Genomic DNA, 4,006 nt, shown 5'->3' with positions numbered 1-4,006 from the left:
GGTTAGGGGGTGGGGAGGGTGAGGGTGGCTTGGACGGGGCGGTGGTCGCTGCCGGGTAGGGCGAGCACCCGCACCGAGCGGACCGCTATCCGGTGGTCGACCAGGATGTGGTCGATGGCGACGGGTGGGATGAGGTCGCCGTCGTACGGGCCCCAGGTGCCGGTCAGGCCCTGTCCGGTGGCGTCGGCGGCGTCGACGTAACCGGTGCGCAGCAGGGCCCGCAGTGGGCTGTGGTCGAGGGTGGCGTTGAAATCCCCGGCGAGGATCCGCAGGCCGCCGTCCGGAGTGGCCGGTGGTTGGGCGGTCAGGTCGGCCCGCCAGGCGCCCACCTGGTCCAGGGCGTACGGCGCCGACGGGTGGGCGGACTCGACGCGGACCGGGGGCCCACCGGGGACGGACACCGTCGCGTACGCCTGGCTGAAGCCCCAACCTTCGAGGTTGCGCCGGACGCCGACGTCGCTGATCGGCCACCGCGAGTAGAGCCCCGACCCGGCGGTGCCGATCTCCGGGTTGAGCTGCCGGTGCGGCAGCAGCGTGTCGAGGCCGAGCTGGTCCAGGGCGGCCTGCGCGTCCGGGGTGAACTCCTGCACGGTGAGCACGTCGACCTGGTGTCGCCGGACCAGCTCCACGAGCGTCCGCGCGTCACCGGTGCCGGCGAGCAGGTTGGCGGTGAGCAGCCGCACGGTCGGCCCGGCCGCCGCCGGCTGCGGGCTGGCCAGCGCCCGCGGTGCGACGGTGCCGAGCAGCGCCACCGCCGCCACTGCCGCGAGCGCCGCCGGCCACCAGCGCCGTAGGGCGAGCGCGAGGGCCAGGACCAGCACGCTGACGCCCGCGACGTACGGGGTGAAGGCGAGCGCCTGCACCAACGGCCCCCGGTCCACGCCGAGCAGCCGGGCGGCCGCCCAGAGCGCTGTGGGTGCGACGGCAAGCCACCAGAGCACCGTGCGAAGCCGGGTGAACCGGTGCGCGGGTGCAGCCTCGACGGTCACGCTGATGATCGTAGCCGAGCGTCAGAAACCATTTCATGAATGATGACGCTCTCACATTTCACAATTATCTGACGGCTGGTTGACACCTCGGAAAAGCGAGATCAACTATTGACTGTCTGCTTTTTCCGGTGCTACGTTCCATCTGGCTCAAACGACGCAACTCTGAGTAGTATCCGCAGCTCAGATGGGATGTAGATTGCCGAGAAATCAATCTACCAGGGTGCCAGTGAGTTGGCTTTCCCTCGCCCAGCAGTCGTCGTACTCCTATTTATGGGCAGTCATCCGTCCCGCCCCGCGGGTCGGCCGAATTCGCACGGTCACACAAGGGGGACCTGTCATGAGTACATCCTTCCGACGTAAGTTGGCGGCGGTCACGTTCGCCGTCCTGGGCCTCAGCCTGGCCGGCGGGGGCATCGCCATCGCCCAGCCGTCGGCGAAGGCGCCGCAGGAGGCCGTCCAGCCGGCGGCGCGCGGCAGCAACGCCCAACCGCCGGTCACCGCCGAGTCGGCCCGCAAGGCCAAGGCCGCGCTGAAGGCGGGTGCGGCCAGCACGCTGGTGGCCACCAACGTCTTCACCGTCGTCAACTCCAACGGCACCAAGGCGCGCGGCACCGGCACCGTCATCAAGTACGGCCCCGGCCAGTACGAGGTGCAGTTCGGCTACACCGTCACGGCCGGTGCCTTCCTGGCCACCATCTCGCGGTCCGACGCCTGCTGCATTCCGCCGGCTGGCGAGATCTCGGTGGCTCCGCGGCTGAGCACGCCCAACGCGGTCTTCGTGCAGACCCGCAACTCGGCCGGGACCCCGGCTGACCTGGGCTTCACCCTGCTCACCCACACACCCTGACCGAACCGGCACCCGGCCCCCGTCGCCTGTGGCGTCGGGGGCCGGACCCTGTCCGCTCAGCGGATTCGCCGGATGCGCCTCGGCCAGCCGGTCCGGGCATTGATCGACTCGGGTTTCCTGAAGTCGGCGTGTCCGCCGATCCGGGATACCCCGATTTCCGGGAACGCGAGTGGATCACGCAGGCGTCCTTCACCGGCTCGCCGGTCGGACTCTCCGTGGCCGGGCGCTGGAGGCTCTGCGTCCTTTGGCCTCGCTCGCGCCGATCGGCGCTCCCTGGCCGGTCGCCTGCCGACTTCGGTGCCTCCGCCGCCGATCGGGCCGGTTGAGGCCGTCCTCGACGGCCTCGCGATGGTCGTCACCCTTCCGCGCGGCTCATCCCGATTCCGGCCACTGCGGGCCGGTCCGGCCCGCACAATCCGACGTTTGCCGGCCGTGTCCCCGGGAAGCAAGCACCGTGACGGACATCTCGGACACCCTGGCCAGCATGCCCAGCCCGGTCGATCCGGAGCCGACCGGCATCGAGCTGGAACAGACCCTCTTCGAGGTCAAACGCGTGATCGTGGGGCAGGATCGCCTCGTCGAACGCCTGCTCACCGCCCTGGTCGCCAACGGACACTGCCTCCTGGAGGGGGTGCCCGGCGTGGCCAAGACACTGGCCGCGCAGACCCTCGCGACAGTGGTCGGCGGCACCTTCTCCCGGATCCAGTTCACCCCGGACCTGGTGCCCTCCGACATCGTGGGCACCCGGATCTACCGGGCGTCCAAGGAAACCTTCGACATCGAGCTGGGCCCGATCATGGCCAACCTGGTGCTGGCCGACGAGATCAACCGGGCCCCCGCCAAGGTCCAGTCGGCGCTGCTGGAGGCGATGGCCGAACGGCAGGTCTCGATCGGCGGGCGCAGCTGGCCGGTCCCGGAGCCGTTCCTGGTGCTGGCCACCCAGAACCCGATCGAGTCCGAGGGGGTCTACCAGCTCCCCGAGGCGCAGCGCGACCGGTTCCTGATGAAGGTGGTGGTCGACTACCCCAGCGACGCCGACGAGCTGGCCATCCTCTACCGGATGAGCACCGACCGGCCGAGCCCGCGCCAGGTGCTCGACGCGCAACGGCTGCGGGACCTGCAGGCCCACGCCGAGCGGGTCTTCGTCCACCACGCGTTGGCCGAGTACGTGGTGCGGCTGATCCTCGCCACCCGCGACCCGGGCCGGTTCGGGCTGCCGGAGATCGCCCCGCTGCTGGCGTACGGGGCCAGTCCGCGAGCCACCCTGGGCCTCGTCGCGGCCGCCCGTGCGCAGGCCCTGCTGCGGGGGCGGGAGTACGTGCTGCCCGAGGACATCCGTGAGCTGGCCGTCGACGTCCTCGCCCACCGGCTGGTGCTCTCCTTCGACGCGGTGGCCGACGGGGTGTCGGCCGAAAGCGTGGTGCGACGGCTCGTCGAGGCGGTGCCACCGCCCCGGCTGGCCAGCGGGCACCCGCAGCAGGCACCGGACCTGGCGGCGGCATGAGACGCGCCGCCGCCGCGCCCGCCGACCCCGGCCTGGCCGAGCTGGCCCCCGACCAGCGCCTGCGCCGGCTGGAACTGACCGTCACGCGTCGGCTGAACGGCCTGCTGCACGGTCAGTACCGCGGTCTGCTGCCCGGTCCGGGCAGTGAGCCCGCCGGCAGTCGCGAGTACCGGCCGGGCGAGGACGAGGTCCGCCGGATGGACTGGGCGGTGACGGCCCGCACGGCTGTGCCGCACGTCCGGCAGGTCGACGCCGACCGGGAACTGACCACCTGGCTGCTCGTCGACGGCAGCGCCAGCATGGAGTTCGGCACCGCCGAGCTGGACAAACGGGAACTGGCGGTGGCCGCCGTTGCGGCGGTCGGCTTCCTGACCGCGGGTGTCGGCAACCGCCTTGGCGCCCAGGTGCTGCGCGCCGACGGGGTACGCCGGTTTCCGGCCCGCAGCGGTCGTACCCATCTGCTCGCGCTGCTCCGCGCGCTGCTCGCCGCCCCCCGCGTCACCGCGCCCCCCGACCGGCCGGGGCGTGGCCCCACGGCCCGACCGCCCGACCTGGCGGACGGCCTCGACGCGCTGCACCGGATCGCCAACCGGCGCGGGCTGGTGGTGGTGGTCTCCGACTTCCTCGACGGTCTGCCCGACGATCCCGGCGAGGCGGCGCCCTGGG

Annotated in this window: 4 protein-coding genes; 3 read left to right on the top strand and 1 reads right to left on the bottom strand. The window is 71.9% G+C overall.

Translation table 11 applies throughout. From position 1 onward, the window contains the following. Positions 1 to 2: 2 nt before the first annotated feature. A complete protein-coding gene (locus tag KBX53_RS25055; protein WP_030335360.1) occupies positions 3 to 941 on the bottom strand; it encodes an endonuclease/exonuclease/phosphatase family protein in 939 nt (312 codons plus the stop codon). Between the two features lie 385 nt (positions 942 to 1,326). Here KBX53_RS25055 and KBX53_RS25050 point away from each other — a divergent pair, with 385 nt between their 5' ends. The 3 genes from KBX53_RS25050 to KBX53_RS25040 all read left to right on the top strand — a co-directional run. Next, the gene (locus tag KBX53_RS25050) at positions 1,327 to 1,836 is read left to right on the top strand and encodes a hypothetical protein (RefSeq protein ID WP_030335359.1); all 510 of its coding nucleotides are present in this window, start codon (positions 1,327 to 1,329) and stop codon (positions 1,834 to 1,836) included. A gap of 454 nt (positions 1,837 to 2,290) precedes the next feature. Further along, the gene (locus KBX53_RS25045; RefSeq protein WP_030335357.1) at positions 2,291 to 3,340 is read left to right on the top strand and encodes a MoxR family ATPase; all 1,050 of its coding nucleotides are present in this window, start codon (positions 2,291 to 2,293) and stop codon (positions 3,338 to 3,340) included. Then, the coding region (locus KBX53_RS25040; protein ID WP_210861971.1) for a DUF58 domain-containing protein at positions 3,337 to 4,006 on the top strand (670 nt) is incomplete at its 3' end. The genes KBX53_RS25045 and KBX53_RS25040, both read left to right, overlap by 4 nt.

This window comes from Micromonospora sp. M51 (assembly GCF_018070305.1).
Taxonomy (GTDB): domain Bacteria; phylum Actinomycetota; class Actinomycetes; order Mycobacteriales; family Micromonosporaceae; genus Micromonospora; species Micromonospora parva.
The sequence above is the reverse complement of the archived record's forward strand: the minus strand, read 5'-3'. Positions and strand labels throughout refer to the sequence as shown.